24 protein-coding genes are annotated in these 25,753 nt (G+C 75.6%); 15 read left to right on the top strand and 9 right to left on the bottom strand.

Going from position 1 to position 25,753, the window contains the following annotated elements; genetic code table 11:
* From ETD96_RS12785 to ETD96_RS12765, 5 genes are all read right to left on the bottom strand, one after another.
* Positions 1-449 (bottom strand): hypothetical protein (locus ETD96_RS12785; RefSeq protein WP_138636542.1); only part of this gene is annotated, 449 nt, incomplete at its 3' end.
* Entirely contained in the window at positions 439-1,563 is a 1,125-nt protein-coding gene (locus ETD96_RS12780) for a hypothetical protein (RefSeq protein WP_138636541.1), read from the bottom strand. The genes ETD96_RS12785 and ETD96_RS12780, both read right to left, overlap by 11 nt.
* A gap of 99 nt (positions 1,564-1,662) precedes the next feature.
* Positions 1,663-2,370, bottom strand: coding sequence for a helix-turn-helix transcriptional regulator (locus tag ETD96_RS12775; protein WP_138636540.1), 708 nt, complete (start codon positions 2,368-2,370; stop codon positions 1,663-1,665).
* A 125-nt stretch (positions 2,371-2,495) separates the two neighbouring features.
* Positions 2,496-3,143: a response regulator transcription factor gene (locus ETD96_RS12770; protein ID WP_138636539.1), complete on the bottom strand. Its 648-nt coding sequence runs from the start codon at positions 3,141-3,143 to the stop codon at positions 2,496-2,498.
* Positions 3,110-4,543, bottom strand: a complete 1,434-nt coding sequence (locus ETD96_RS12765) for a sensor histidine kinase (protein WP_138636538.1) — start codon at positions 4,541-4,543, stop codon at positions 3,110-3,112. Before ETD96_RS12765 ends, ETD96_RS12770 begins: the two co-directional genes overlap by 34 nt.
* 285 nt (positions 4,544-4,828) lie before the next feature.
* Between ETD96_RS12765 and ETD96_RS12760 the strand changes: the two genes are divergently transcribed.
* Together ETD96_RS12760 and ETD96_RS12755 are read left to right on the top strand one after the other, a co-directional pair.
* Positions 4,829-5,524: a response regulator transcription factor gene (locus ETD96_RS12760; protein WP_138636537.1), complete on the top strand. Its 696-nt coding sequence runs from the start codon at positions 4,829-4,831 to the stop codon at positions 5,522-5,524.
* A gap of 166 nt (positions 5,525-5,690) precedes the next feature.
* Entirely contained in the window at positions 5,691-6,185 is a 495-nt protein-coding gene (locus ETD96_RS12755) for a helix-turn-helix transcriptional regulator (protein WP_240807572.1), read from the top strand.
* 30 nt (positions 6,186-6,215) lie between these two features.
* On the opposite strand, the gene ETD96_RS12750 is transcribed toward ETD96_RS12755, so the two are convergent.
* Positions 6,216-9,254: an ATP-binding protein gene (locus ETD96_RS12750; protein ID WP_138636535.1), complete on the bottom strand. Its 3,039-nt coding sequence runs from the start codon at positions 9,252-9,254 to the stop codon at positions 6,216-6,218.
* A 72-nt stretch (positions 9,255-9,326) separates the two neighbouring features.
* On the opposite strand from ETD96_RS12750, the gene ETD96_RS12745 reads away from it, so the two are divergent.
* A complete protein-coding gene (locus ETD96_RS12745) occupies positions 9,327-10,565 on the top strand; it encodes an MFS transporter (protein WP_138636534.1) in 1,239 nt (412 codons plus the stop codon).
* Here the strand turns inward: ETD96_RS12745 and ETD96_RS12740 are convergent.
* The 3 genes from ETD96_RS12740 to ETD96_RS12730 are packed head-to-tail and all read right to left on the bottom strand — an operon-like array spanning position 10,454 to position 12,890.
* Entirely contained in the window at positions 10,454-11,293 is an 840-nt protein-coding gene (locus tag ETD96_RS12740) for a hypothetical protein (RefSeq protein WP_138636533.1), read from the bottom strand. The genes ETD96_RS12745 and ETD96_RS12740 overlap by 112 nt on opposite strands.
* Positions 11,275-12,048 carry a sulfotransferase family protein gene (locus ETD96_RS12735; RefSeq protein WP_138636532.1) on the bottom strand — a complete coding sequence of 258 codons (774 nt, stop codon included), beginning with the start codon at positions 12,046-12,048 and terminating at the stop codon, positions 11,275-11,277. The genes ETD96_RS12740 and ETD96_RS12735 overlap by 19 nt, the downstream gene beginning before the upstream one ends.
* Positions 12,048-12,890 carry an inositol monophosphatase family protein gene (locus ETD96_RS12730; RefSeq protein ID WP_138636531.1) on the bottom strand — a complete coding sequence of 281 codons (843 nt, stop codon included), beginning with the start codon at positions 12,888-12,890 and terminating at the stop codon, positions 12,048-12,050. Before ETD96_RS12730 ends, ETD96_RS12735 begins: the two co-directional genes overlap by 1 nt.
* 273 nt (positions 12,891-13,163) lie before the next feature.
* On the opposite strand from ETD96_RS12730, the gene ETD96_RS12725 reads away from it, so the two are divergent.
* The 12 genes from ETD96_RS12725 to ETD96_RS12670 all read left to right on the top strand — a co-directional run.
* On the top strand, positions 13,164-14,909 hold the full coding sequence (locus ETD96_RS12725) for a fatty acyl-AMP ligase (RefSeq protein ID WP_171068999.1): 1,746 nt from the start codon (positions 13,164-13,166) through the stop codon (positions 14,907-14,909).
* The gene (locus tag ETD96_RS12720; RefSeq protein WP_171068998.1) at positions 14,906-16,618 is read left to right on the top strand and encodes an acyl-CoA dehydrogenase family protein; all 1,713 of its coding nucleotides are present in this window, start codon (positions 14,906-14,908) and stop codon (positions 16,616-16,618) included. The genes ETD96_RS12725 and ETD96_RS12720 overlap by 4 nt, the downstream gene beginning before the upstream one ends.
* Complete coding sequence (locus ETD96_RS12715; protein ID WP_138636528.1) at positions 16,615-18,333, top strand: acyl-CoA dehydrogenase family protein; 1,719 nt, start codon at positions 16,615-16,617, stop codon at positions 18,331-18,333. Before ETD96_RS12720 ends, ETD96_RS12715 begins: the two co-directional genes overlap by 4 nt.
* Positions 18,334-18,383: 50 nt before the next feature.
* Positions 18,384-18,671, top strand: a complete 288-nt coding sequence (locus tag ETD96_RS12710; RefSeq protein ID WP_138636527.1) for an acyl carrier protein — start codon at positions 18,384-18,386, stop codon at positions 18,669-18,671.
* On the top strand, positions 18,668-19,591 hold the full coding sequence (locus tag ETD96_RS12705) for a ketoacyl-ACP synthase III family protein (RefSeq protein ID WP_138636526.1): 924 nt from the start codon (positions 18,668-18,670) through the stop codon (positions 19,589-19,591). Before ETD96_RS12710 ends, ETD96_RS12705 begins: the two co-directional genes overlap by 4 nt.
* Positions 19,592-19,600: 9 nt before the next feature.
* Positions 19,601-21,007: a preATP grasp domain-containing protein gene (locus ETD96_RS12700; protein ID WP_138636525.1), complete on the top strand. Its 1,407-nt coding sequence runs from the start codon at positions 19,601-19,603 to the stop codon at positions 21,005-21,007.
* On the top strand, positions 20,988-22,286 hold the full coding sequence (locus ETD96_RS12695; protein WP_138636524.1) for a type III PLP-dependent enzyme: 1,299 nt from the start codon (positions 20,988-20,990) through the stop codon (positions 22,284-22,286). Before ETD96_RS12700 ends, ETD96_RS12695 begins: the two co-directional genes overlap by 20 nt.
* A 43-nt stretch (positions 22,287-22,329) precedes the next feature.
* Positions 22,330-22,647: an acyl carrier protein gene (locus tag ETD96_RS12690; protein ID WP_205719236.1), complete on the top strand. Its 318-nt coding sequence runs from the start codon at positions 22,330-22,332 to the stop codon at positions 22,645-22,647.
* A gap of 5 nt (positions 22,648-22,652) precedes the next feature.
* Entirely contained in the window at positions 22,653-23,558 is a 906-nt protein-coding gene (locus ETD96_RS12685) for a hypothetical protein (RefSeq protein ID WP_138636523.1), read from the top strand.
* Entirely contained in the window at positions 23,555-24,289 is a 735-nt protein-coding gene (locus ETD96_RS12680; RefSeq protein WP_138636522.1) for a hypothetical protein, read from the top strand. The genes ETD96_RS12685 and ETD96_RS12680 overlap by 4 nt, the downstream gene beginning before the upstream one ends.
* Positions 24,286-25,446 carry an acyl-CoA dehydrogenase family protein gene (locus tag ETD96_RS12675; protein ID WP_138636521.1) on the top strand — a complete coding sequence of 387 codons (1,161 nt, stop codon included), beginning with the start codon at positions 24,286-24,288 and terminating at the stop codon, positions 25,444-25,446. The genes ETD96_RS12680 and ETD96_RS12675 overlap by 4 nt, the downstream gene beginning before the upstream one ends.
* The coding region (locus ETD96_RS12670) for a hypothetical protein (protein ID WP_205719235.1) at positions 25,439-25,753 on the top strand (315 nt) is incomplete at its 3' end. The genes ETD96_RS12675 and ETD96_RS12670, both read left to right, overlap by 8 nt.

Here is a 25,753-nt window from a genome sequence, read left to right as displayed (position 1 = left end):
GTGGAGGCGGGCAGGGTCCGCGGCACGGGCGGGCCCGGCGGGGCGGCCGGGTCCTCGCCGAGCGCCCACCGCTCCGCCGCGTCCACCCGGGCCAGCGCGTCGGCCGGAGGCAGCCCGGTGAGGCCCAGCCAGGTGACCGCGCGGGTCGCGAAGGACGCGGCGCGCAGCTCCGGGAGGCGCTGGACGGCCGCCGCGATCGGCAGGACCGCCCGCGCCGTGACCGACTCGCAGGCGAGCATGGAGAGGGAGGGCAGGTCCGCGCCGGTCTCGCGGAACGGGTGCGGCCACGGGCGGGACGCGCCGGCGGCGCCGCACACCGGGCAGCCGACCAGGTCGACCCGTACCGCCGGAGCGTCCGCGTCCGTGGCCGCGAACGGCGGGGTCAGCAGCGCGCACTCCGCCTCCCGGACGGCCATCGCCCGGACGTGGCGGTCGAGGTCAGCCCGCATGGCGGCCTCCGATCGCCGCGAGGCCGCCGCGCGCCGCGACCAGCCCCGCGCGCACCGCCGCGACTCCGAGGTCGGCGAGCGCCGTCCGGCCCGCCCGCCCGGCCACGGCGTGGTCGTCCTCGGACAGCCCCGAGTCGACCCAGGTCTCGACCGCCGTCCGGGTCAGGGGGCCGCCGCCCGGTGGCGGCGCGCCGGCGGACGCCACGTCCGCGCCGAGCAGGAACCCGGCCGCCCACACCTCGGTCGCCGGGCGGACGAGCCGGCCGGGCAGCCGGCCCATGCGCGGCGCCGCCTCGGCGAGCACCGCCTCCGGGTCCCGGCCGGTGAGCGCGCAGGCGTCGTACCAGTACCAGCCGAACTTGTGCTCGACGGGCTCGCGGTCCATGAGCCGGACGCCGCAGCGGGAGTCCAGCAGTTCGACGGCGTACGGGCCGGGTTCGAGGTGTCCGGCGGTGGACCAGTGCCCGTCGGGGACGGCCGCGCGGGGGGCGAAGACCGTCGAGTGCAGGCGGCCGTGGTGGCCGACGATCGTCGGATCGTGGCCGTGGTCGAGCAGGTGCGGCACGGTGGCCACGACGGGGACGCCCTCCCGGCGGCAGAAGACCACCACCTGCTCGTCGTCGTCCTGCGCCTCGTCGGGGACGCCGGCCAGGTGGGCGGCGAGCCGCCGCGCCGCGGCCACGGGCAGGACGAGCCCCTGGGTGGGCGTCCACTCCGTCGCGGAGAGCGGGACGCACGCCGTGCCGGCCACGGCCCCCCGGCGCGCGAGGTAGGAGTTGTGCGGGCTGTTCCAGTGGGAGTACATGGCGATGCCGTGGTCGGGATGCGCGGCGACGACCTCGTGCAGGTGCCGGGCGAATCCCGGGGCGGGCACGACGTCGTCCTGCAGCACCAGGTGGTGCGTGGAGTCGTCGTCGATCGCCGCCCATGCCCGTTTGGCGGTGCGCAGCGGGCTCGGCGCGGCGTCCGGGTCGGGATCGCGCACGATCCGCGGCCGGAGCGCGCCGAACGACGCGGTGAGCGCGCGCAGCCGCTCCGCGCGCCGGGGATGATGCATGATCACGGTGCCGATGCGGATCGGTCCGCCATGGGAGCCGCGGGAATCGTGTGCCATTCGCCCTGTCTCCGCCCGAGGGGCGTGAAGTCGCCGTGTCCGGTGGGTGTTCATCTTCGGCGGGGCGAGGGCGCCTCCGTAACGCCGGAACGGGCACGCCTACGGGCGGACGGATGGGCCGCCCGTCCGGGCCCGCACGATCGCCCTGCCCGATGGGCCTGCCCGTTCGTCCAGGGTGCGCCCGGCGGCGGGGCGGCCGTGCACGGTCCAGCCGGCGGCGGACCGCTCGGGCGCCGTCCGGCCGGACATCGTGCGCCAGACGAAGCCCAGCTCGAGCCGGCTCCGGACGCGGAGCACGTTCATGATCGTCGTCACGTGGCGCTGCACGGTCCGGGTGGAGCTGCCGAGGCTCGCGGCGATCTCCTTGTCGGCCATCCCGGTCGCGAGGAGCCGCAGCACGTGCAGGTGGACGGGGGCGAGGACCGCGTCCTCCCCGGTGTCCTCGGCGGCGTCGCGCCAGTACCGCTCGAAGATGGCGAGCAGCGAGGCGACCGCGCCGGCGGGCGCGTCGACGCGGATCCAGTCCGTCAGGCGCGGTTCCCAGGCCAGGGCCGCGACCTCCCGGTCCACGATGGCGAGGTACAGGGGGAGGCCGTACGCCAGCACGACGCGCGTGCTGACGCCGCGGCGATCCGGCGGCGGGGGAGCCTCGAACCCCTGGGGTTGCAGGACGAGGACCTCGCGCCGCGCCGAGTCCAGGAGTTCGCCGGCCCGCCGGCGGCCCGCCGCCGCGGCGGACGGTAACGGTCGAGCGGCTGCGGATGGGGGAGTCGGCGCAAGGGTGAGCCCCCGACGGCCCGTGGCCATGGATTCCTCCAGTGGTCTGCGACGCCGACGAGAGTACGGACCGCGGGCCGGCCCCGTAACCGGGGCAGCCTGGGGAACCCGAGAGGGGATTCCCCGGTGTCCCCGGGCCGGTCACCGCGCTGGAGTCATTGCGCCTGGAGGAAGAGCAGGACCGCCCGCACCCGCCGGTGAAGGCCCGCGTCGTGCGGGATGTCGAGCCGCTCCAGGATGGCGGTCACGTAGCTCTCGACCGTCTTGGGCCGCAGGTTCAGGCGCTCGGCGATGGCCTGGTTGGTGAGCCCCTCCGCCATCAGCGCGAGCACCTCCCGCTCCCGCGGCGCCAGCCGGCCCACCGGCCCGGCGGCCTGCTGCCTGGCCATGAGCTCCTCGACGATGACCGGGTCGATGACGGCGCCGCCCTCGACGACCCGGTGCAGCGCGCCGACGAGCTGGGAGACGTCGACGACGCGCTCCTTCAGCAGGTAGCCGACATGGCCCTCGCCGCCGTTGACCAGGTTGAGCGCGTACTCGATGTCGATGTGCAGGGAGAAGAGCAGCACGGCGACGTCCGGATGCCGCGCCCTGATCTCCTGCGCCGCCATCAGCCCCTCGCCGGTGAACGTGGGGGGCATCCGGATGTCGAGGATCACCACGTCCGGGGGGAGCCGCCGCACCTCGTCGAGCAGCTCCTCGGCGTCGCCGACCGTCGCGACGACCTCGACGCCGCGCTGGGAGAGCAGTGCCGCGATGCCGTCGCGGATCAGGACCGCGTCGTCGGCGATGATGACGCGCAAGAGAATTCCCCGATGATCGACGTGCCCTGCCCCGCGGTGCTGACGACATCGAAGGTACCCCCGATCGCCGACACCCGTTCGGCGAGACCGGACAGCCCCCTGCCGTCCGGGGCCGCCTGGCCGATGCCGTCGTCCTCGACGGACACCCGCAGCGTGCCGCCGCGCTGCCGCAGGCTCACGGTGACGGCGCGGGCCCGGGCGTGCCGGACGGCGTTGGTCAGTCCCTCGGCGACCAGGAAGTAGGCGGTCGCGGACAGCTCCACATCGAGTCCGGCGGGCGCCTGCCCGGTCAGGGTGACCGGCAGCGGCGCCGCCTCGGCGAGTTCGCGCAGGGCGCCGTCGAGGCCCCGCTGGAGCAGTGCGGGGCGGCGTCCGCGGGAGAGCCTGCGCAGCTCCTCCAGCGCCCGCTGCAGTTCGGCCGCGGCGCTGTCGAGTTGTGCGCGGGCCTCCCCGGCGCCGCCCGCCGGCAGGTGGTCGCGGGCGATCTGGACGGCGAGCATCGCGTTGAGCATCCGGAACTGCGCGCCGTCGTGCAGGTCGCGCTGCAGCCGCCGGCGCACCTGGTCGACCTGCGCCTCGGCCGCGCGGCGGAGGGTGTCCAGCTTGGTGGCGTTGCGCGCCAGCCACATGCGCAGCAGGCCGCCGGCGACCGTGATCGCCAGCAGGACCTGGAGGGCGACCGCGGCAGCGTTCAGCGGGAGCCGCAGCCGCCCGGTGACGGAGAACGGGAGGAGGTAGGGCAGCAGCGGCTCGATGGCCAGGTGCAGTCCGATCAGGATCCCGAGGGTCCACGCGGGGTAGAGCTCGCGCCGCCAGCACGAGCGCGACCAGCGGCGCACCAGGACCAGGACGACGAGCACGGCGACCGCGACGACGTGCGCGTGCGCGAGCACCGCGACGGGGCCCTCGGCCCTCCACCCCATGGAGACGCAGGACAGGCAGGGCTCGAAGCGGCTGCGGTCCATGGCGTGGTAGTCGGCGTAGAGCGTCAGGGGCAGGAGCAGGGTCAGCGCGACGGTGGCGCGCTCCAGCCGGTCGGCGAGCCGGAACTCGGGGAAGGCGAGCAGGACGCCGACCGCGAGCGGGGCGGGCAGCGCGCGGCCGAGCAGCGTGAGCTCGTGGGCGGCGCCCTGCCCGGCGGGGTCCAGCAAGCGCAGCGGCCAGGTCAGGCCGGCGACGATGAGCAGGAGTCCGAGTCCGCGCGAGGGTCGCTGGTGGGCCAGCAGCATCCCGCTGGTGAAGAAGGCGGAGGTCAGCATGATGACGGCGGCGGGGAAGACGACCCCGCCCTCACCGGACCGGGTGACCGCGAGCACGGTGGCGCCGGTGCTGGCGGCGACCGTGGTCGTGATGAGGGCAAGGGGCCAGTGCCGTACGGCCGATGGAAACGTGGAACGCATGAAGGAGGGTTGCCTCGCATCCCGGTGAACCGCGTTGATCGAGTTCCGTACTTCTCCTCTTGATCATAAGTTGCGCCCGGAGTGGCTTGCCAGAATTGGCTGGGTCTGGCCAGTTTGAGCCTTTTTCGGCTTTTGGGAACTGCGGTGCCGGCGTGTAGTAAACCAAACAGGTCGGAATTGGTGACTTCATGTCTGAAAAGTGACACCGAGCTTGCTGTGGGGCGTCGTGTGCGTTGTCATGACAAGGCCCGGTACGGGCCACAGGGGGACAGAGGAGTGGTGACGATGAGGCACAGCATCGGGGGCGCCCGGCGGCAGGAGGCGGCGGGCCTCAGAGTGGCGATCGACATCGGCAACGAGGTCCTGGCCCGCGGGCTGGAGGACGTGCTCCGCGGCGTCGCGGGCGTCGGGGCCGTGCGGCGGTGCAGGAGCAGGGCGGAGGCGGGCATGCTCGCCGGCTCGGGGGAGACCGACGTGATCATCCTGACCGGCGCCGAGACGGGATGGCTCGGCGAGGTGCCGCCCGGCGCCGCGGGCCGGTCCGCGAAGGTGCTCGTCCTGCTCGACCAGACGGAGGCGCGCGAGGCCTCGCTCCTGGCCTCGATGGGGGCCGACGGCTTCCTCGTCCAGCAGGAGATCACCGCCGAGTCGCTGGGCGAATCGATCGAGCGCATGGTGCGCGGAGAGGTGCCGATGCCGGCCCGGCTGGCCCGCGAGCTGCTCTCCCGCGCCGGATCGCCGCCGCCGGAGCGGGCTCCGCGCCCGGTCCGGCTCACCGCGCGCGAGCAGGAGACCCTGAACCTGCTGGCCGAGGGGCTGAGCAACAAGCAGATCGCGCGCCGGCTCGGCATCTCCGACCACGGGGCCAAGCGGCTCGTGACCAGTGTCCTGCTCAAGCTCGGCGCGCCCAACAGGACCGCCGCGGTCGTCACCGCGATCAGGGCGGGCATGGTCGGCGAGCCGTCGGCGCGGAACCGGTAAGCGTTTTGTATGCGCCATTTGCCAGTATGGCCGGGTGGCTCCCGCCAAGCGCATGACGACCGCACGGAAAACCGTCGCCCAATGCCCAATGGACGGCCCGCGTCCGTCCATTGACCGCGCCATTGCCCGGGCGTGCCTCGCCACGGCGCGCGAGGAACTCCTCGTGATGTTCCCGGGCACCGGCGAGGAATGGGAGCGCTTCGGCCGGCCCGTGCGGCCGGCGGCCCGCCGGGGGATGCGGGTCGTCGTCCGCGAGGCCGGCCGCCGCCGCGCCCGCGGCGTCCGGGTCCGCGCCGACCTGTCGGCGTTCCTCGTGGTGGCGGACCGCGTCGTCGGCGTCCACGCCGACGAGCGCGGCCGGGCGGGCGTCGTGCGGGGCGCCGACCGGATCGCGGAACTCGTCGAGGCATTCGAATGTCACTGGGGGCACGCTCGACTGCCCGACGAGGAGGCCGACCCGGCGGTCCACCTGCAGGAGGAGATACTCGGCCGGCTGGCCGCGGGCGCCACGGACGCCGTGGTCGCCAAAGAGCTCGGCATCTCCCGGCGCACCGTCCAGCGCCACGTCAACAGGACGATGGACGCCCTCGGCGTGCGCAGCCGGTTCGAGCTGGGCATGCGCCTGGCCGCGGGGGACTGGGCGGGCGCGTGCGGGTGCTGACCGCGGGCCGGCGGCCGGCGGGCGACGGGGTCAGCGCTCGTCGAGGAGCGCGCTCGTCTCGGCCGCCGCCGCGGCGTCCCCCAGGCGCTCGTAGACGCTGACCGCCTCGCCCCAGACCTTCTTGGCGGCGGCTTCGTCGCCCTGCTCCGAGTGGACCGAGCCGAGCACGCGGAGCGTGTCGGCGAGGAAGGCGTCCCAGCCGCGCGTCCGCCACAGGCGCGCCGACTCCTCCAGGTGCAGCCGGGCCGACGCGAGCCGGCCCGCCGCCAGGTCGAGCTCGCCGAGGACCTTCAGGGCGTCGGCGAGATGGTGCCCGAACCCGTGGCGGCGGCTGAGGAACAGCACCGAGTTCACCGTCGGGAGCGCCCGCTCGTCGCCGAGGGCCGCGTAGAGCTTGGAGAGGTAGAGCAGGGAGAACGCCTCCGCGTAGTGGTCCCCGAGCTCGTGGCAGACGCGCAGCGAGTCCACGAGCAGCTCGTGGCCGCTCTCGATGCGTCCGGTCAGGCAGTGCGCGGCGCCGAGGAACTGCATCGCGGTGGCCTCGAACCGGGGGTTGCCGAGCAGCCGGGCGAGCGCCAGGCACCGCGTCAGGTGCCGGGCGGCCGGCTGCGGGCGCCCCTCCCCGCAGGCGATGCCCATCATCAGGTGCGCCCGCGCCTCGCCGCCCAGGTGGTCGGTCTCCTGGGCCAGCCGCAGCGCCTCCCGCGCGCTCTCCAGCGCCTGCTCGGAGTCGCCGCGGGCGATCAGCCCCCAGCACTGCGCCACCAGGGCGTCCGCCATCCCCCGCCGCTCGCCGGCCTCCTCGAACAGGCGCAGCAGCCGGCTGGCCTCGGCGTAGGAGGTGGCCATCGCGTTGCCGGTCTCCTCGGTGGAGATCCAGGTCGTCATGTCGATCAGGCCCCGCAGGAGGACGGCCTCGCCGAGCCGGTCGCCGGCCGCGGCGCACAGCGCCATCGCCCTGCGGTGCAGCGGCACCCAGTCCTGCGTCAGGCTCCTCATGTCGAGGTACTTCTCCATCGACGCCGCCAGGTCCCAGGCGAACCCGGCCAGCTCCAGCTCGCAGGCCTGCTCCACCGCGGCCGCCATCGCGGCCCGTTCCGTGTCGAACCAGGCCATGGAATCGGCCAGCAGGCGCTCCGTCACCTCGGCGGGCAGCTCGTACCGGGGCGCCGGTCCGTGGAGGGCCGCGTAGCAGGGGCCCGGTATCCGCTCCGCGGCGCGCTCGGCCAGCCGCAGCCAGGCGCCGAGGGCGCGCCGCACGGCCGCGAGCCGCTCCGCCGCGGACTCCTCCCGGGCCGCGAGCTCGCGGGCGTAGATCCGGACGAGGTCGTGGTAGCGGTAGCGCGGCTCCCCGCCGGCGCCGGTGCCGGTGGCCACGAGGAGCTGGGCGTCGATCAGGGTCTCCAGGTGGGCCCGGGCCGCCCGGTGGGAGCCGCCGAGCAGCGCGGCCGCGACCCAGCCGGCGAAGTCGGGGGCCTCCAGCAGGCCGAGCAGCCGGAACAGCCGCTTGGCCGGGCCGGGGAGCCGCTGGTAGCTGAGCCGGAACGAGGTGCGCACGGCGAGGTCGCCCGCGGTCAGCTCGTCCAGCCGGTGCCGCTCGTCGCGCAGCGAGTCGGCCAGCCACGCGAGCGTCCGGTGCGGCCTGCCCGCCACCCGGGACCCGGCGATGCGGACGGCCAGCGGTATGCCCCCGCACAGCCGGGCGACCTCGGCGGCGGTCGCGGGATCGGCGCCGATCCGCTCCGCGCCGATGATGCGGCCGAGCAGCGCGACGGCCTGCCCGGCGTCGAAGACGTCGAGGGCGAGGTGGCCGGCCCCCTCCAGGCCGGTGAGCGGGAACCGGCCGGTGACCAGGACCGCGCTGCCCGGCGCGCCGGGCAGCAGCGGGCGGACCTGGCTCTCGGCGGACGCGTCGTCGAGCAGGACCAGGACCCGGTGGCCGGCGAGGACCGTCCGGTAGAGCGCGGCCCGGTCCTCCAGGGACCGCGGCACGTCCTGCCCGCGGACGCCGAAGGCCCGCAGGAAGCCGCCGAGCACCTGCGCCACGTCCACCGGTTCCCCGTCGGCGGTGCGCAGCCGCGCGTAGAGCTGCCCGCCGGGGAAGCGCGAGACCAGCCGGTGCGCCACGTGCAGGGCCAGCGTGGTCTTCCCCACCCCGCCCATGCCCGTGATCACCGCGACCGGCGCGGACTCGCGGGCCGACAGCAGCCCGGTCAGCGCCGTGACCTGGTCCTCCCGGCCGGTGAAGTCCGGGATGAGGGGAGGCAGCTGCGCCGGGACGGGCAGCCGGGCCGCCCGGACGGCCTCCCGCGGCCGGTCGTCCTTGGACAGCGCGGCGAGGTACGCCGCCTGGACGCGCGCCCCCGGATCCACGCCCAGCTCCGCCGTGACGCTCTCCCGGTACGCCTGGTACCGGCGCAGCGCCTCGGCGGTGCGCCCGTCGGCCGCGAGCAGCTCGATCACGCCCGACTCCAGCCGCTCGTCCAGCGGGGACGCCTCCGCCAGCGCGGCGACGCGGTCGAGGACCGTGCCCGCGCGTCCCGCCGCCACCGCCGCCGCGGTCAGCTCCGCGGCGGCGGAGTGGACCTCCTCGGTGACCGCGCGCAGCAGGGGGTCGGAGGGGCCGGTGCGGGGCAGGTCCGCCAGCAGGGGCCCGCGCCAGAGCGCGAGGGCCGACTCGAGCAGCTCCGCCTTGTCCGCGGCGCCCTCGGCGGCGCCGGCCCGGTCCACGAGCGAGCGGAAGCGGCCGAGGTCGACGGCGGCGGCCGGGAGGGTGAGGCGGTATCCCGAGCCGTCGTGGTCGAGGGTCCAGCCGGGCTCCGGCGCCGGGTCGATCCGCCTGAGCCACTGCCGCAGCCGGGAGACGCCCACCTGCACCGACCCCGGCCTGACCTCCTCGGGACCTCCGGCCCAGGCGAGTTCGACGAGGCGGTCCGCGGGCAGGGCGTCCGGCGCGGCGACGAGCAGGGCCCCGAGCAGGCCGCGCAGGATCGGCGAGCGGGGAGGCGGCACGGGCGCGCCGTCCACCTCGACGGACAGCGGTCCCAGCACGGCGAAGCGCAAGCCCACGGAACCCACCGTCTCCAGCCTCCGTCGCGACTCGGCCTGGTGCCCGACGAATTAGTGTAAAAGGGGGAAGTGATGCGCGCAGCGATCATCCCCTCTCCCGTGCCGGCGGCGGTGGTCCGGCGGGCGCGGTACGCGATCTCGACCGTCTACGCCGCCGAGGCCCTCGCCTTCTCCACCGTCATGGCCCGCGTCCCGCAGGTCCAGCACGAGAACGGGCTGAGCGACCAGGGCATCGGCGTACTGGTGGCGCTGGTCCCGGTGCTGGCGGTCGCCGGCGGCCTCGGGGCGGCGAGGCTGTGCGGCCGCAAGGGGTCCGGGCTCGTCCTGCGCTGCGCCCAGCCGCTGTTCTTCGCCGCGGTCGTCCTGCTCGGCACGGTCCGGGGGGCCGCGCCGCTCACCGCCGCGGTCGCGCTGTTCGGGACCTCGCTCGGCATGATCGAGGCGGCGCTGAACGCGCAGGCCGTGGCGATCGAGAGGCACGAGGGCCGGTCCCTGGTCAACGGCTTCTTCGCGGTGTTCAGCGGGATGAGCATCGCCGGTTCGCTCTGGGGCGCGCTGGCCAACCGCCTCGGCCTCTCCCTGGCCGCGGGATTCCTCGTCCCGGCGCTGGTGGGACTGGCGGTCGCGGTGGCGACGACCGGGGCGATCCTGTCCAGGGCCCGGGAGAACCCGCTCGGACCCGCGGCGGAGCGGGCCCGCGCCCGCGCGGCGGCGCTCGGGGTGCCGTGGCGCCCGCTGCTGGTCCTCGGCGCCCTGCTCGCCGCCGCGTACGTGGCCGAGGGAGGGATCGCGGGGTTCGCCGTCAAGTACGTCCGGGACGAGCTGGGCGGCGCGGACGCGGTCGCGCCGCTGGCCCTGACCGCGTTCGCCGCCGCGACCGTCACCGGGCGGGCGCTGGCCGACCGCGTGGTGCGCCGCCGGGGCGCGGCGTGGCTCGTCCGGCGCGGCGCCCTCGTGGCCGCGCTGGGCCTGGCGGCCGCGGCCGCGGCGCCGGGCCCGTGGCCGGCCATCGCCGGTTTCGCGGCCGCGGGGTTCGGCCTGTGCGCGGTCGCCCCGTGCGCGTACGCGGCGGCGGCCCGCCACGACCCGGTCGGGCAGGGCGTCGCCGTTGCGCGGGTCGGGGTCTTCAACTACGCCGGAGCCGTGGCCGGGACCGGGCTGGCCGCCGCCGTGGCGCCGGTGAGCGGCTACTGGGTGTGCTACCTGGCCTCGGCCGCGTTCGTCCTGGTGCTCGTTCCGCTCGCCGGGCGGTTCGAGCCCGCCGCCGCGGTCCCCGCCGCGGCGAGGCCCGCTGCCTCGGAGAGCGCCTGACCGAACTCGGCGGTGGCCGCGTAGGGCCGCGGTGCGCGCAGGCGGGGGTCGCAGTCGAGGAAGACGTCCCGCACGGCCTCGCCGTAGCGGCCCGCGAGCCCGTCGCCGCCCGCGAGCGCGTCCGCCGCGTCCACCAGGTTGAGCCAGGGCGCGGCGATGGGGCGGCGCCGCCGCCGCGGCCCGCCGGGGAGGTCCGGCCGGTCGCGCAGGGCGAGCGGTGAGCCGACCGTGACGAGCGCGCGGCCGGGCTCACCGGCCACGGCGTCGAACGCCGGGACGGAGCCGAGCGAGAACCCGACGACCACCCGGACGTCCGGCGTGAGCGCCGCGCGGACCAGGCGCACCGCCCGTTCGCCGCCCTCGTCCTCCAGCAGGTACGCGGTCATCGTCCGCACCGTGTCCAGGAGCTCCTCCGGCGGCAGGCCGGCGAAGTAGCGGGACCGGCCGAGGGCGGTCAGCGGCGGCCCCACGGCCGCGTCGTCGAACACCGCCGACCGCAGCCAGCCTCGCAGGACCGCCTCCTCCCAGGGCGTCGGGGACGGCGGGCCCGCCGGCGCGCCGAGCCCGTCGAGGCCGACGACGCCGACGGCGCCGGGGTCGTCGAGGAGGCCGGCCGGCGCTCCCGCGAGGACGAGGGCGTCCTGCATCGAGGTGCGCCACTCCAGCCGGAGGGACTCCGCGGACCGGCGGGGGCCGCCGGTCCCATGGATCACCAGGACGGACGGCATCGCGGCTCCCCGGAGTCGGCGGCGGACAGGCTGTATCCGTAGGCGTTGAACCCCTCCTCCAGCCCCGCGATCTCGCCTTCGAGACCGCCGGCCGATAGGAGGCCCCGCCACTGGTCGAAGTAGCGCCGGTTCCCCTCCGGGTCGACGCGCCCGGTGTCGAAGCCCGGGCCGACGCCCGTGAACGCCGCTACCTCCGCCATGGTCTCCTCCGGGCGGGAGGTGAGGTCCTCGTAGCGGACCGTCATGACCTCCCGCAGGAACGTCGCGTCCTTGGACGCGATGTCGTAGGCGTGCAGCCAGTGCTCCAGGACGTCCCGGACCGTGAGCGCCGGAGCCCACTTGCGGGTGCTCAGGCCGACCGGCACGGGGTGCCGCATCACCAGGATGAACTTCGCGCCCGGGAAGACCTCCTGCAGGAAGCGGAAGCGCAGGAGGTTGGGCGGCGACTTCTCCAGCAGGACGGGGCGCGTCAGGTCCCAGTAGCGCTCCCACTGCCGGCGCAGGCGGCGGGCCGGGCCCGGCAGCGCCAGCGGCGAGCTCTCGGTCATGTGCGCCTCCGCCGCGCGGGCGAAGCGCCCGGGCCCTCCGTGGTGCTCGTCGATGGGGCAGACGGTCTGCAGGTGCTGGCCCTCGTCCTCCGGGGCCCCGGTGCGGTGGAACCCGCTGATCTCGGGGTGGCCGGTCATGATGGACGCCAGCAGCGTGGTCCCGCTGCGGTGCAGCCCTCCGATGAACACCATCGTGTGGTCGCGCATCAGCCGTCCGTCCCTTCTCCCGCGCCGAGGGCCGCCGCCACCCTGCGTCCGAGGGCGGCGGAGCCGGGCGCCCACGCCGTGATGCCGCCGGGCCGGTCGGCGCGCGGCTCCGGCGCGGCGGCGAACCCGCCTCCGGCGGCGGCGACCAGGGCGGTGCCGGCGGCGGTGTCCCAGACGAACGCGTCGGCGACCGCCGCCACGTCCGCGCGGCCGCAGGCGACGTACGCCAGGGCCAGCGCGCAGGAGCCGATGCGCCGCACGTCGGCGGCCTCCACCAGCGACGCGAACAGCTCCAGCTCCCCGGGATCGGGCGGGACGCCCGGCCGGGGGACGTCGGTGAGCACCAGCGGCACGTCTGCCGGCCCGCGCACCGGGGGCGGCGGGCCGCCGTTCAGCCGCAGGCCGCCGGGAACCGCGGTGAACAACTCCCCGTGGACGGGGTCGTAGACGCATCCGCCCGCCGTGCCGTCGGCCAGCCGGACCCCGATGGACACGCAGAACAGCGGGACGCCCCGGACGAAGTTGTTCGTGCCGTCGATCGGATCCACGATCCAGCGGACCTCCGGCGCCCCGGAAGCGCGGGAGCCGCCGTCTCTGCCGCCGTTGCCGCCGCCTCGTCCGGTCTCCTCGCCGACGACGACGGAGCCCGGGCACGCGGCGGTCAGCATGGACCGGACGGCGGACTCGGTCTCGGCGTCGGCGCGCGTCACCAGGTCATGGGCATGGACGCCCGGCTTGCGGTCCGCGTCGGCGCCCGCCCGGAACCGGCCGGCGAGCGGTTCCCCCGCCGCGACCGCGGCCCGCGCCGCGATGTCCACCAGCTCGGCGATGCCGGGCCTCATGCTCCGCCCTCATGACTCGCAGCCCTCATGGCTCCGCACGCTAGACCGCGCACCGCCCGCCGCGGGACTGCCCGTTCGGGCAGGACATCGGCCCATGCCCCTTCGTGCGAGCACCGTCGTGGCAGCTCAGCGCCGGGCCGCCGCCGTCCGCGTGCCTGTTCGGGCATGCCGATCGTGCAGATCCATGGCGCGCTCGTTTGTGGCTTCCTCGGCGCGCCGCCGCCGGGCCACGCTCGTCACTCGAACGTTTCGCCCGATGGAGGCTGGCAGCGGATGCACGAGCACACGAGCTTCGTCGACCTCATGAGCGCGAGAGTGCACGAGCACGGGGACCGGGTCGCGGTGGTCCACAGCGCGGACCCGCTCCGCCCCGGGTCCGAGGAGACCCTCACCTACGCGGAACTGGACACCGGCGCCCGGCGCGCGGCGGCGCTGCTGCAGGACCGGTTCGCCGCCGGCGAGCGGGTGCTGGTGCTGCAACCGACCGGGCCGGGGTTCGCGCGCGCCTTCCTGGCCTGCATGTACGCGGGCATGATCCCGGTGTCGGCGCCGCCGCCCGACGGGTACCGCCGGCAGGCGCGGCGGCTGGCCGCCATCGCGCGGGACGCGCGGGTCGCCGCGGTCCTGGCCGACGGCACCGACCGCGACCTGGTCTCCTCCTGGGCCAAGGAGCAGGACCTGGAGGGGCTCGACCTGCTCAGCCCCGACTCCGAGGACCTGCCCGGGGCGGACGCGTGGCGCAGGCCGCCCGCCGACCCCCGGGCGCCGGCCCTGCTGCAGTACACCTCGGGCTCGACCGACGCCCCGAAGGGCGTCGTGGTCGACCACGCCAACCTGCTCGTCAACGCCCGGAACTTCGCGCGGCTCACCGGCGTCGACCCCGACCGGGCCGTCGGCGGCTGGCTGCCCATGTACCACGACTTCGGGCTGATCGGGACGCTGCTCACCCCCCTCGTGATCGGCACCCGGAGCGTGCTCATGCCGCCGCTGGCCTTCCTCAAGCGCCCCGCGTCCTGGCTGGCGCTGATCGACCGGCACGACGTCGACACCTCGCCCGCCCCGAACTTCGCCTACGACATGTGCGTCGACCGGGTCACCGACGAGGAGCTCGCCGGGCTCGACCTCTCGCGGTGGCGGCTGGCGGTGAACGGCGCCGAGCCGATCCGGGCCGCGACCGTCCGCCGGTTCACCGAGCGGTTCGCGGCGGCCGGGCTGCGCCCCTCGGCCATGCTGCCCGGGTACGGGATGGCGGAGGCCACGCTCGTCGTCTCGGGCAACGCCTACCGGTCGCCCGTGGTCAGCCCGGTGGACCCCGCCGCGCTCGAACGCGGCGAGTTCGTCCCGGCCGCCGGCGACCCCGCCGCGCAGCCGCTGGTCGGCTGCGGCAGGCCGGGACCGGTGGAGGCGCGGATCTGCGACCCGGACTCCGGCGAGGTCCTCCCGGACGGGCGGGTGGGCGAGATCTGGGTCCGCGGCCGCAACGTCGCCCGCGGCTACTGGGAGCGGCCCGAGGAGACGGCGGAGGTGTTCGGCGCCGTCGCCGCTGACGGCGAGGGCGGCTTCCTGCGCACCGGCGACCTTGGTGTCCTGTACGAGGGCGAGCTCTATGTCACCGGCCGATGCAAGGAGCTGATCATCGTCCGCGGCCGCAACCTGTACCCGCAGGACCTGGAGGCCGCCACGCGCGACGCGCATCCGGCGCTCGCGCGCGGCGTGGCCGCGGCCTTCTCGGTGCCGGCGCCGGACGAGCAGGTCGTGATCGTCCGGGAGTGCCGGGCCCGCGGCGTCGACCCCGCCGGCCTCGCGGAGATCGTCGCCGCGATCCGGGACCGGGTCGCTGCGGACTTCGGCGTGCCCGCGCGGGGCGTCGTGCTCGTCCGGCCGGGCGGGATCGCGCGGACCACGAGCGGCAAGATCCAGCGCCGGCTGATGCGCGAGGACTTCCTGAAGGGGCGGCTCGACGCCGTCCACGCGGACCTGTCCCCGGCGGTGCGCGCGGTCGTCGAGGGGGCCCGGTGACGGCGCCCGGCCTCCTCATCGACGCCGGCGGGGTGGACCTGGACGGGTTCGAACGCGCGCTGGGCGACCCCGCCGACCCCGGCGCGCTGATCTCCTACGCCGGGTCCGCGGAGCTGGACCGGCGCGAGGAGTTCCCCGCGCGGATCTGCGGCGACCTCGACCGGCTCGGCCTGCCGCGGCTGTACGTCCCGGCGGAGCACGGCGGTGCGCTGACCCGCTACGACGACCTGCTCGCGGCGGTGCGGTCGGTGGCGCGGCGCGACCTGTCCGTGGCGATCGGCCACGCCAAGTCGTTCCTCGGCGGCGCGTCCGTGTGGGTCGCCGGCACCCCGGAGCAGGCGCGGGCGCTCGGCGCGGACATCATGGCCGGCGTCCCGGTGTCCTGGGGGCTGACCGAGCGCGGCCACGGCAGCGACCTGCTGGCGGGCGAGATGACCGCGGCGCGGGAGGGCGCCGGCTACCGCGTCCGCGGCGAGAAATGGCTGATCAACAACGCCACCCGCGGCTCGGTGCTCTGCCTGCTCGTCCGCACGTCCGCCGAGGGCGGGGAGCGCGGGTTCAGCCTGCTGCTCGCGGACAAGCGGCGGCTGCCCGCCGACCGCTACCGGCACCTGCCCAAGGTGCGCACGCTCGGCATCCGCGGCGCCGACATCAGCGGGTTCGCCCTCGACGACTGCCCGGTCCCCGCGGACGCCCTGGTCGGTGCGGAGGGCGGCGGGCTGGAGACGGTCCTCAAGGCGCTGCAGCTGACCCGGACGGTCTGCGCCGCCCTGTCGCTCGGCGCGGCGGACCAGGCGCTGCGGCTGGCGACCGGTTTCGCCGCCCAGCGCGACCTGTACGGGCACCGGCTCATCGAGCTGCCGCACGTGCGGCGCACACTCGGCGAGTGCTACGCGGCCCTGTTCACGGCCGAGGCCGTCAGCGTCCTCGGGACCCGGCTCGTGCACACGCTGCCCGAGGAGATGGCCGTGGTCTCCGCCGCGGTGAAGTCGTTCGTGCCGGCCCGCGTCGACGCGCTGCTCGCGGCCTGCGGCGAGATCCTCGGCGCCCGCGCCTTCCTGACCGGGGTCCACGAGCACGGCGCGTTCCAGAAGCTCGAACGCGACCACCGGGTGGTCGGCATCTTCGACGGCAGCACCCTGGTCAACCAGCACGCCCTGATCAACCACTTCCCGCTGCTGGCCGCCGGCCACCGGCGGGGCGGGGCCCACGAGGACGAGCTGCGCCGGGCCGCCGACCTGTCGTCGGCGCCGCCCGCCGCCGCGCTCGACCGGCTCACGCTGCTCTCCCGCGGCGGGTGCAGCCTCACCCGCGGCCTGCGCGCCACGACCGTCGAGCTGCACGCCATGGCGGCACGGGGCGAGGCCCCGGTACGGCTGGCCGAACTCGCCGACGAGCTCACCAACCGCTGCGACCGCCTGCACGGCGCGCTGGCGCTCGTGCGGCCCGCCGCGCGCGACGTCCCGCCCGAGCACTTCGCCCTGGCCCGGCGGTACGAGCTGTGCCTGGCCGGCGCGGCCGTCCTGCGCCTGTGGACGCACAACCGGGCACGCGGCGACGATCCGCTGTGGCCGGAGGCGTGCCTGGCGCTCGTGCTGCGGTCGCTGCGCCCCCTCGGCCGGCCGGCCGAGGAAGAGGTGTTCGACCGGCTTCTCGACGCCGTCGCGGCCGGCCGCCCGGTCGGCCCGCGGCTGGGGGGAGCCCGATGACCGGAACCGCCGCGCACCCCGGCCCCGCCGACCTGGACCGGCGCCTCGGCGACCCGTGGGACCCGGCCAACCCCCTCGGCCACGCCGCCGTCCTCGCCGCGGACGAGGCGGGGGAGATGTTCGCCGACGGGGAGCGGGCCCTGGACGAGTACGGCCTGAACGCCGAGTTCGTGCCGGCGGAGCTCGGCGGGCGGCTGACCCGCCTGGACCGCCTGATCGAGGTGATGCGGGCGGTCTTCCGCCGCGACCCGTGCCTCGGCCTCGGGTACGGCGCGAGCAGCTTCATCGCCGGAGTGAACGTCTGGACGGCCGGGGACCCCGCCCAGCGCCGCCGCGCGGCCGACCTGCTGCTGTCCGGCCGCCGGGTCGCGTCGGTGTACCACGAGCTCGCCCACGGCAACGACTTCGCCCGCGCCGAGTTCTCCGCGCTGCCCGGACCGGACGGGCGGCTGCGGCTCAACGGGCGCAAGGAGGTCGTCACCAACGCGCGGCGCGCGGCGGCCATGGTGCTGTTCGCCCGCACGTCCACCGACCCCGGCAGCCGCAGCCACTCCCAGCTGCTGGTCGAGAAGGCGGACCTGCCGCCGGGGGCCCTGACCGATCTGCCGCGCTTCCACAGCGCGGGGATGCGGGGCGTGCAGCTCGGCGGCCTGGAGTTCCACGACTGCCCGGTCCCCGCCGACGCCGTGCTGGGCCGGCCCGGCCTCGGCATGGAGACGGCGCTGCGGTCCTTCCAGCTCACCCGCACCGCGCTGCCCGCGATGGCGGCGGGCGTCCTGGAGGGCGGTCTCGACGCCGCCGCGCGGTTCGCGGCCGAACGCGTCCTGTACGGCCGCCCCGCCGCCGCGATGCCGCACATCAGCGGGATCATCGGCGACGCGTTCACCGATCTGCTCGTCTGCGACTGCATGGCGACGGCGGTGGCGCGCTCGGTGCACCTGCTGCCGGGGGAGGCCAGCCTGTACGCCTCCTCGGCCAAGTACTTCGTGGCCACGCTCCTGATGGACGCGATGAACCGGCTCGGGCAGGTTCTGGGGGCGCAGTCCTACCTCCGGGACGGCGCGTACGGCATCTTCCAGAAGCTGCTGCGCGACCTCGCGCCCGCCGGGTTCGGGCACGCCGCCCGCGTCGCCTGCCTGGGCACGGTCCTGCCGCAGCTCCCCCGGCTGGCGCGCAGGGCCTGGCCCGGCGAGGCCGAGGCGCCCGCGGAGCTGTTCCGCCTGGACGGGCCGCTGCCGCCGCTCCCGTTCGACCGGCTGTCGATCGGCTCGGGCGGGCGCGACACGTTCAGCACCTCGCTGGCGACCGCCCTCGACGACCCCGGCCTGGACCCCGCGCTGCGCTGCCTCGCGCTGGTCTTCGCCGCGGAGTTCGACGACCTGCGCAACGACTGCGCGGCGCTCGCGCCCCGCGACCTCACCGTGGCGGCCCGCCCCGAGGCCCTGCAGCTCGCGGCGCGGTACGCCGCCGTCCTCGCGGCCATCGCCTGCCTGAACGTCTGGATCCACAACCGGGACGGCGACGACCCGTTCCTCCGCGACCCCGCGTGGGCCGTGGCCGCGCTGCGGCGCATCGCCGAGCGGATCGGCCGCGACCCCGGCCCGGCGCCCAAGCACCAGGCGGGCCGGCTGTCGGCGGAGGTCTTCGCCCGGCAGCGCGACCGGCGCACGTTCGGCCTGGCGAACCGGCCGCTGCCCGGGCACGGGCCGCCGTGACGGCGCCGCCCGCGCGGCGCCCCCCATCCACCGACGCCAAGGAGAGAGTGATGAACAGTCCCGGCCCGACGTCACCGGTCACCGGCCTGCGCGACTGGCTGCGGGAACGGGTGGCCCACTACGCCGAGCGCGACCCCGGCTCCATCGACCCGGCGGCCCGGCTGACCGCCTACGGCCTCGACTCGGTCTACGCGCTGATCCTCTGCGGCGACCTCGAGGACCACACCGGCATCGTCCTGGAGCCGACGGTCGTGTGGGACCACCCGACGATCGACGGGCTCGCCGCGCACATCGAGGGGCTGGCGGCGCGGACCGGCTCGCCCGGAGACGCCCGATGACCTCGCTGGAGGCGGTGGCCGCCTACCTGCCGGCGCACCGGGTGCCCATCGAGCGGGTCGGCGAGGAGCTCGGCCTGGCCCCCGCGGAGATCAAGGTCTTCCGGCGGTTCTTCGGCCTCGCCGAGATCTGCCGCGAGCCGGACGGCACGGTGACCGACCTGCTGATGGCCACGGTCGACAAGCTCGACGCGCTGCGCGGCAGGGAGCAGCACGTCCGCTACGTCGTCCAGGCGCGGACCATGCCGGTCGTCGCCCCCTATCCGGTGAACCCGGTGCACGACGTGCGGGACGCGCTCGGGCTGGAGCACGCGACGGCGTTCGCGCTGACCCACCACGCCTGCGCGTCCGGGCTGCTCGCCGTCGACCTGTGCGGCAAGATGCTGGCCGCCGACGGCGACCCCGACGCGCTGGCCCTGGTCCTCACCGGCGAGAAGACCTACACCGAGGCGGCCAGGACGGTGCCGGGGACCGCGATCAACGGCGAGGGCGGCGCCGCCGTGCTCGTCGGGACCCGCGACGAGCGGGACGTGGTGCTCGGGTACGCGGCGCGGACGCACGGCCGCTTCAACGCGGTGGCCGACGAGCTGACCGCCGAGTTCCAGCAGGTCTACACCGAGGCCCTCGCCGAGGTGATGCTGGCCGCGCTGGACACCGCCGGGCTCGGCCTGGACGACGTCGCGTGGGTGTTCCCGCACAACGTGAACCGGATCTCCTGGGAGCGCGTGGCCAGGCGGCTCGGGTTCCCCCTGGACCGGATCTTCCTCGACAACGTCCCCGTCACCGGCCACTGCTTCTGCGCCGACCCCTTCATCAACTACCGGACGGCGCGCGACCTCGGCCGGCTGGCCCCGGGGGACCGGTACCTGCTCGCCACGGTCGGGCTCGGCGCGACGTTCTCGGCGATGGTCCTGGAGCACTGAGGGGTGAACATGCGCAAGGTTTCGCGGAGCTTCGGCGACCGGCTGAAGGCGGCCGTCGCCGGCGACGCCCGCAGCGGGCTGGTGTTCCTCGGCAACTTCGAGGTCGAGGACCAGTGGGCCCGCGGCGAGGCGGGGCTGCCGAGGCTCCCGTTCGGGAGCGGCGGCGCCGTCGTCAACCGCATGGACGAGTTCGCCGTGCTGCTCGCGGGCAAGGGCGACCACGTCGTGCTGAAGGCCGCGCCCGACCCCGACTACCTGGCCTACCTGGAGGAACTCGGGTTCGGTCTGCCGGACCTGCTCGTGGCGGCCGAACAGGACCCGCGGCGCGTCGTCACCGAGGACGCCCTGGCGGACCCGCGGCTGCTCGGCGAACTCGGCCGCCTCGCCGAGCGGGGCGCGGTCCTGTTCCCGCACGGGGTGTCCGAGCTGGAGGAACGGCTGTCGGCACGGGCCGGCGTCCCGCTGGCCGCGCCGTCCGCGGCGGTCTGCAAGGCGGTCAACAGCAAGATCTACAGCCGCCGGCTCGCGGATCAGCTCGGGCTGCGCCAGGCGCGCGGCTGGACCTGCGAGACCCTGGCCGAGCTGGCGGCGGCGCTCACCGCCGCCCGCGCCGTGCTGCGAACCGGCCGCGCCGTCGTCGTCAAGGACGCCTTCGGCGTCTCCGGCAAGGGCATCGAGGTGGTCGGGGACGAGCGCCGCCTCGACCGGCTCCACCGCATGATGGCGCGCCGCGGCGAGCGGTCCGGCGACGACCGGGTCGCGGTCGTCGTCGAGGAGTGGGTCGCCAAGGCCGCCGACCTCAACTACCAGTTCACCGTGGCCCGGAGCGGCGGCGTCCACTTCGACTTCGTCAAGGAGGCCCTCACGGAGAACGGGGTGCACAAGGGCCACCGGATCCCGGCGGGGCTCGCGCCGCCCCAGGCCGCCGAGCTGGAGGACGTCTCCCGGCGGCTGGGCGAGTGCCTCGCGGGCGACGGCTACCACGGGGTCGTGGGGGTGGACGCGATGGTCGATCCCGACGGCGGCCTGTATCCCGTCGTGGAGATCAACGCGCGCAACAACATGTCGACCTACCTGGCGTCGGTCCAGGAGGCGTTCATCGGCGCGGGGAGGACGGCGCTGGTCCGCCACTACCCGGTCCGCCTCGGCCGCCGGCTCCCGTTCGGCGAGGTGCGGGCCGCGCTGGCGGACGCGCTGTTCGACCCGTCCGCCGGGACCGGGCTGCTCGTCAACAACTACGCGACGGTCAACGCGGCCGCCCCCGCCGAGGCGGCCCCCGGCTCGACGTTCGAGGGACGGCTGTACGGGGTGGTGGTCGCGGACTCGGCCGCCCGCACGGCCGTGCTGGACACCGAGATCGGTCATCGGCTCGCCGCGCTCTCGGAGAGGACTCAAGATGGCAACCGAATCCAGTGAATTCCAGGTCCAGGGCATCCCGGTCTCGGAGCTGGCGGAACGGTACGGCACCCCGTTCTTCGTCTACGACGGCGACGTGCTGCGGGACCGCTACCGCGGGCTGCGGGACCGGCTGTCCCCGGCCATGGAGATCTTCTTCTCGCTCAAGGCCAACCCGAACGTCTCGATCTGCGCGCTGCTCCGCTCGCTCGGCGCGCGGGCGGAGGTGTCCTCGCTGACCGAGCTGAGGACGGCGCTGCGGGCGGGCGTGGACCCGGCGGACATCATCTTCCTCGGGCCCGGCAAGAGCCGCGCCGAGCTGGAGGCGTGCCTCGACGAGGGCGTCCACGCCATCGTGTGCGAGTCCCTCCCGGAGCTGGCGCTGGTGGACGGGCTGGCCCGCGCCCGCGGCGCGGTCGCGCCGGTCGCGCTGCGCGTCAACCCGAGCTTCGCGGTCAAGCGGTCCGGGCTCGCCATGGGGGGCAAGCCCCGCCAGTTCGGCATCGACGAGGAGCAGGTCTTCGCCGAGGAGGGGCTGGCGGCGCGCCATCCCTCGGTCCGCCTGATGGGCGTGCACGTCTACATGGGCACGCGCATCCTCAGCGAGGACGTGGTGGTGGAGAACACCGCGCGGATCCTCGACCTGGCGGAGCGCCTGTCCCGGCGGCACGGGTTCCCGCTGCGCATGGTCGACGTCGGCGGCGGCCTCGGCGTCGGCTACTTCGACGGGGAGCCGGACCTGGACGCGGCGGCGCTGACCGCCCGGCTCAACCCGGTGATCGACGCGTTCGCCGCCCGGCATCCGGAGACCAGGCTGGTCATGGAGCTGGGGCGGTATCTGACCGCCGAGGCCGGCACCTACGTGGCGGGGGTCCGCTACGTCAAGGAGTCGATGGGGGAGCGCTTCGCGGTGGCGGACGGCGGCACCCACCACCACATGGCGGCGGTGGGGATCGGGTCGTTCGTCAAGCGCAACTTCCCGATGGCCCTGCTCAACCGGCTCGACGAGCCCGCGACGGAGGAGTGGACCGTCACCGGCCCGCTCTGCACGCCGAACGACACGCTGGGCCGGAAGGTGCCGCTGCCGTCCGTCCGCCCGGGGGACCTGATCGGCGTCCACCGGTCCGGGGCGTACGGCCCGACGGCGTCGCCGGTGCACTTCCTCAGCCACGGCTACCCCGCGGAGGTGCTCGTCCACGAGGGCCGGGACCTCCTCATCCGAGAACGCGACCTGCCGGAGGACCTCCTGGCGCGGCAGCGGCTGCACGAGCCGTCGGCGCTGCCCGAGGCGTCCCGGTGAGCGTCGCCCGCCGAACGCGCACGACAAGAGAGGTGGAAGCACCGTGACCGAGAACACGACCCTGGACACCGGCGTGACGGAGCCGGGCGGCGGGGACGCGCCCCGCGGCCGGGTGGTCGCCACGATCGTCGACTCGCTCGCCGAGGCGATGGAGATCGACGCCGCCGTCATCGGCGAGGACAGCAGGCTCTTCGACGAGCTCGGGCTCGACTCCACGACCGTGCTGGGGCTGCTCATGACGATCGAGGAGGAGATCGGCATCGAGTTCGACACCGGCACCCTGGAGCAGCACCACTTCGAGACGGTCGGCACGCTCGCCGCCTATGTCGAGGAGCAGGCCGCGGAACAGGCCGGGGAGTAGGCGCGATGTACCTCGCCACGTCCGCGCGCCCGGCCGGTGCCGGGGACGCGCCGGCCGGGCGCCGGCCGCTGCGGCTCTCGGGCCTGGTGAACCGGACGTTCGGGCCGGGCGGTCCGCTCCGGCCCGACGTCGTCGAGTCGCGGCTGGACCAGTTCCAGGCCGACCTCGCCCTGCCCTACGGCGTGCCCTTCGACCCCGGCGTCCTCGTCGGCGCGACGCGCAACACCTTCACCGGGATGGTGCAGGACGTCCTGCCGTCGCTGCCGCCGTTCGCCGGGGCGATGGACATGGTCCTGGTCGTCAACGTCGGGCCGGACTCGGTGCCGCGCCGCTCGCCGTCGTGCTTCCTGGCCGACGCCCTGCCGGGCGACCCGCTGGCGTTCACCATCTCCGACCAGGGCGTCGCCGCGGCGTTCACCGGCCTTCAGGCGGCCGCCGAGTACACCCGGGCGGCGGCGTTCCAGAACGTCCTGGTCGTCATGCTCGACCAGCGGCTCCTCCTGCACACGGCCGCCGGGCTCGACGACGCGCCCGCCGCGGACGCCGTCGTGGCGCTGCTCCTCGGCCCCGACGGGCCCGCGAGCGCGCCGTCGGCCGCGCGCCTCAACGGCGTGCCGCCGGAGCGGGTCCGCGCGGAGATCGAGGCGCTGCTGGAGCGCGAACCGCCCGGCGCGGCACGGACCACGCTGATCACCGGCCACGGGATCCACCCGGTGCGGGACGTCCCGCCCGGCGCCGACGTCCTCCGCGCGCCTCCGGGACGCCCGTGCACCGGACCCTGGGCCCTGCTGGCCGAGGTGCTCCCCGGCCTCGTGGCGGACGGGGACCCGCACCGCCTGATCATCGCCGACTACGACCGCGCGCTCGGGTACCTGTGCGCCGCCACGATCGACGTGGAGGGAGAGTCATGAAGGCCACGACGACCGTCCCCGCGGGGGAGCCCGCGGCCCGCGACGGCGGCGGTTCTCTGCGCGACGGTGCGGAGATCCGGCGGCTCGCGCGCGCCGAGGGCCTCATGCCCGCGATCTCGCGGCTGCACGGCGCGGTCCTCGGGGACGCGCTGCCCTGCGGCCCCGGCGGGCACGCCGTGGTCCCCGCCGAGCTGGCGGACGGATGCCCGTCGCTGTGGGCGGGAGGCGCCGTCGTTCCCCGCGACCGCGAGAAGGAGACCGTTCTGCACACCCTGGAGGTTCCGGAAGGCGGCACCGTCGTCGCCCTGCGATGCGAGGGGAGTGCGCGCGGGGAGACGCACCCGCGATGGGTGCTCGGGCTCGCCTGGCTGCGGTGGGGGCTCTCCGAACGGCTCCTCGACGCCTGCCTGGAGTACCTGGGGAGCCGCAGCGCCGGCGACGCCAAACTGCTCCACCAGCAGATGGTCAAGGGGCGGGTCGCCGACGCGCTGATCGAGCACCTGGAGATCGGCGCGATGCTGGACGGCCCGCAACCCCCTGGCCCGGAGCCGCTCGGCGCGAGCGCCCTCGCCCACCTGCACGAGCAGATCACCGCCGCCGACCGGATGCTGCTGCGCCTGCTGGGGGCGTCGAGCTTCCTGGCGGCCGGCCCGGGCCAGGCCGCCCGGATCTCCGAACTGATCGCCGACGTCTACGCCGGCCCGGCGCGGGACGGCGGGGAGGACGCATGATCGAGCTGGACGAGCGGACGAGCGCCATCCGGCGCCGGGCGCGCGAGTGGGCGCGGGACCTGCGGCCGCTGGCCCTGGAACTCGACCGCGACCCGGAGGCCATCCGCCGCCACCTGGACGTTCCCATCGTCACCTACCTGTCGCGGATGCCGGTTCCCGCCGAGTACAACCCCGATCCCATCGTCGTGGACGGGTACAGCTTCTACGGCACCGGCACCCTGGAGCGGGTGGTGTTCGCCGAGGAGATCGCCGTCGGCGACGCGGGCGTGCTGCTCGCCGCTCCGGGCCCGGTGATCTCGGGCGTGCTGATGGAGTCGCTCGGCGACGACGAGCAGAAGGAATGGTTCTACTCCCGGATCCTGGAGCGTCCCACCTGGACGTTCTCCGCGCTGACCGAGCCCGACCGCGGATCCGACGCGGGCGCCATGCGGACCGCGCTCGCCCCCGACGGCGCGGGCGGGTACCTGCTCACCGGCGCCAAGCGCTACATCGGCGGCGCGGCGCGCGCCGACCTCGGCATCGTCTTCGCCCGCACGCGCCCGGGGCCGCTCGGCGTGACCGCGGTCCTCGTGGAGACGTCCGCGAAGGGCTTCCGGGCCGAGCCGCTGGACACCGTCGGGCTGCGCGGACTCCAGATCGCCGCCGTCGACCTCGACGAGGTCCCCGTGCCGCCCGGCAGGGTGCTCGGCCGGCACCTCAAGCCCACCCAGCGCGGCATGTGGAGCGCCGTCCAGGGACTCAACCGGCTGCGGCCGGGCGTGGCCGCGTTCGCGCTCGGCATCGCCCGCGCCGCGCACGAGTACGTCCGGGACGGCCGGCGCGCGCTCACCGCCGGCGAGCGCGACCGGCAGGACCGGATCGGGCGCCGCATCACCGCGGTCCGGCAGCTCGTCTGGCGTTCCGCCGTCGCAGTGGACGCCGGCGACCGCGCCGCCGGGTACCTCGCGTCGGCCGCGAAGGCGCGCGCGTCGCGGCTCGCCGAGGACGCCGCGCTGGAGGCGCTCGCCTGCTTCGGGCCGGGCGCGCGCCTGGAGCATCCGCTCCTGGACAAGCTGGCGCGGGACGCCCGCGGCGTGGAGTTCATGGAGGGCACGGCCGACATCCAGAAGCTCAACCTCTTCACCGGGCTCGTCCAGGGTCGGCTGCGCCGTGCTTGAGGCGCCGCACGCCCCGGCGGAGCCCGGTCCGCGCGAACTGCGGCGGGCGGTGCTGCGGCTGGCGCTGCCGATGACCCTCGCCGGGACGGCGGGGGTCATCGTGCCGTTCGTCGTGCTGGCCATGTCCGCGCGGATGGAGGCCGCCGACCTGACCGTCCGGTCGCTCTACCTGCCGCTGGCGTTCCTCTTCCTCGCGCTCCAGATGAGCTTCGACGTGAGCAACCAGGCGGCGACGGCGTTCCGGCACGGCGCGGGGAGGACGGCGGACGTGCCGGCCGCGGCGTTCAGCGCGGGACTGGTGTGGGCG

Origin of the sequence: Actinomadura geliboluensis (assembly GCF_005889745.1) — a bacterium.
Classification (GTDB): Bacteria; Actinomycetota; Actinomycetes; order Streptosporangiales; family Streptosporangiaceae; genus Spirillospora; species Spirillospora geliboluensis.
This window is presented reverse-complemented; position numbering and strand designations above follow the sequence as displayed.

Bases quoted from the DNA above. Each gene is read 5' to 3' on its own strand.
- ETD96_RS12740 (WP_138636533.1), bottom strand. From the start codon at position 11,293: ATGCCGTCCGTCCTGGTGATCCATGGGACCGGCGGCCCCCGCCGGTCC.
- ETD96_RS12680 (WP_138636522.1), top strand. From the start codon at position 23,555: ATGAAGGCCACGACGACCGTCCCCGCGGGGGAGCCCGCGGCCCGCGAC.
- ETD96_RS12685 (WP_138636523.1), top strand. From the start codon at position 22,653: ATGTACCTCGCCACGTCCGCGCGCCCGGCCGGTGCCGGGGACGCGCCG.
- ETD96_RS12780 (WP_138636541.1), bottom strand. From the start codon at position 1,563: ATGGCACACGATTCCCGCGGCTCCCATGGCGGACCGATCCGCATCGGC.
- ETD96_RS12775 (WP_138636540.1), bottom strand. From the start codon at position 2,370: ATGGCCACGGGCCGTCGGGGGCTCACCCTTGCGCCGACTCCCCCATCC.
- ETD96_RS12765 (WP_138636538.1), bottom strand. From the start codon at position 4,543: ATGCGTTCCACGTTTCCATCGGCCGTACGGCACTGGCCCCTTGCCCTC.
- ETD96_RS12725 (WP_171068999.1), top strand. From the start codon at position 13,164: ATGCACGAGCACACGAGCTTCGTCGACCTCATGAGCGCGAGAGTGCAC.
- ETD96_RS12755 (WP_240807572.1), top strand. From the start codon at position 5,691: ATGTTCCCGGGCACCGGCGAGGAATGGGAGCGCTTCGGCCGGCCCGTG.
- ETD96_RS12715 (WP_138636528.1), top strand. From the start codon at position 16,615: ATGACCGGAACCGCCGCGCACCCCGGCCCCGCCGACCTGGACCGGCGC.
- ETD96_RS12705 (WP_138636526.1), top strand. From the start codon at position 18,668: ATGACCTCGCTGGAGGCGGTGGCCGCCTACCTGCCGGCGCACCGGGTG.
- ETD96_RS12760 (WP_138636537.1), top strand. From the start codon at position 4,829: ATGAGGCACAGCATCGGGGGCGCCCGGCGGCAGGAGGCGGCGGGCCTC.
- ETD96_RS12735 (WP_138636532.1), bottom strand. From the start codon at position 12,048: ATGCGCGACCACACGATGGTGTTCATCGGAGGGCTGCACCGCAGCGGG.
- ETD96_RS12730 (WP_138636531.1), bottom strand. From the start codon at position 12,890: ATGAGGCCCGGCATCGCCGAGCTGGTGGACATCGCGGCGCGGGCCGCG.
- ETD96_RS12700 (WP_138636525.1), top strand. From the start codon at position 19,601: ATGCGCAAGGTTTCGCGGAGCTTCGGCGACCGGCTGAAGGCGGCCGTC.
- ETD96_RS12695 (WP_138636524.1), top strand. From the start codon at position 20,988: ATGGCAACCGAATCCAGTGAATTCCAGGTCCAGGGCATCCCGGTCTCG.
- ETD96_RS12710 (WP_138636527.1), top strand. From the start codon at position 18,384: ATGAACAGTCCCGGCCCGACGTCACCGGTCACCGGCCTGCGCGACTGG.
- ETD96_RS12675 (WP_138636521.1), top strand. From the start codon at position 24,286: ATGATCGAGCTGGACGAGCGGACGAGCGCCATCCGGCGCCGGGCGCGC.
- ETD96_RS12745 (WP_138636534.1), top strand. From the start codon at position 9,327: ATGCGCGCAGCGATCATCCCCTCTCCCGTGCCGGCGGCGGTGGTCCGG.